General features: G+C 69.3%; 1 protein-coding gene. It reads left to right on the top strand.

All coding sequences use genetic code 11. The annotated features are described in order from the left end of the window. Positions 1-51: 51 nt before the first annotated feature. Positions 52-1,562, top strand: a 1,511-nt coding sequence (locus ETD86_RS54275; protein WP_246149545.1) for an AMP-binding protein, incomplete at its 3' end; no start/stop codon positions are given.

The following is a 1,562-nucleotide window of genomic DNA, read 5'->3' as shown; positions in this document are numbered from 1 at the left end:
CATCTCGGTCATCGGGTGCCGTTGCGGATTCCGGCTGAGGTGCATGAGCGGATGGTGGCGCTGGCCCGTTCCGAGGGCGTCACGGTGTTCATGATGCTGCAGGCGGCGCTGGCGGTGACGCTGTCGCGTGCCGGGGCCGGCACCGACATTCCGATCGGATCCGGGGTGGCCGGGCGTACCGACGAGGCCCTGAACGACCTGATTGGTTTCTTCGTCAACACGCTGGTGATTCGTACCGATCTGTCGGGAGACCCGACCTTCTCGGAGATCCTGGGCCGGGTTCGCGCGGTCGGCCTGGAGGCGTTGTCCCGGCAGGACGTGCCGTTCGAGCGATTGGTGGAGGAGTTGGCGCCGGCGCGGTCGCTGGCTCGGCATCCGCTGGTGCAGACGGTGCTGACGATGCAGAACACCGAGCGTGCGGTGCTGGAGATGCCTGGGGTGCGGGCCGGTGCCGGGGCCGGTGCGGGTGAGGCCGAGGGGTCGGCTTTGGTTCCGGCGAAGTTCGATTTGTTCGTGTCGATCGCGGAGGCGTTCGATGAGGTGGGCCGGCCGGTGGGGTTGCGTGGGTCGGTGACGGCGGCGGCGGATCTGTTCGATGCGCCGGTGGCTTCGCGGATCGCGGAGTGGTTCGGGCGGGTGCTGGATGTCGCGACGGCGTCCCCGGATCTGCGGCTGCACCAGATCCAGGTGCTGGAGGCGCAGGAACGCGATCTGGTGCTGAACCGATGGAACGACACGGCGACGGCGACGGCCGCGGGTGTGGTGGAGTCGTTCGAGCGTCAGGTGGCCGCCACTCCGGATGCGGTTGCGGTGGTGGCCGGTGGTGTCGAGGTCTCTTATGCGGAGGTGGATGCGGCTGCCAATCGGTTGGCGCGTTATCTGCAGGGGCTGGGTGTGGGGGCGGAGTCGGTAGTCGGGTTGTGTCTGCCGTCCGGGACGCAGATGATCACCGCGATTCTGGCGGTGTGGAAGGCGGGGGCGGCGTATCTGCCGATTGATGGCCGGCTGCCGGTGGAGCGGATCGCGTTCATGCTGGCCGACTGCCGGGTGCAGGTGCTGGTGGGCACGGAGGAGGTGTTGGATGATCTGCCGGTCGGCCGGGCGCGGATGGTCGCGGTGGATGATCCGATGACCGCAGCCGTGCTGGCCGGCTACCCCGCCACCCCGCTGGATGCGGCGATCGATCCGGCCGGCGTCGCGTATGTGATCTACACGTCCGGGTCGACCGGGACGCCGAAGGGTGTGGCGGTCACGCACGGGTCGCTGGCCAACTACGTCGGGTCGGTGTCGGATCGGCTGGGCTGGTCCGGGGCTGGGACGCGGTACGGGCTTCTGCAGCCGCAGGTGACCGACCTGGGCAACACGGTGGTGTTCATCAGCCTGGCCACCGGTGGTGAGCTGCATGTGCTCGACCCCGAAGCGGTGACCGATCCCGAAGCGGTGGCCGGCTATCTGGCCGAGCACCGCATCGATCACGTCAAGGCCGTCCCCTCCCACCTGGCCGCCCTCACCGCCGCGGCCGGGGTGGAGCGGATCCTGCCCGCCCGGTCGCTGGTGCTGGG

This window comes from Nonomuraea turkmeniaca (assembly GCF_005889735.1).
GTDB classification, from domain to species: domain Bacteria; phylum Actinomycetota; class Actinomycetes; order Streptosporangiales; family Streptosporangiaceae; genus Nonomuraea; species Nonomuraea turkmeniaca.
Note: the sequence above shows the minus strand (reverse complement) of the source record. Positions and strands in the feature narration are given on the sequence as shown.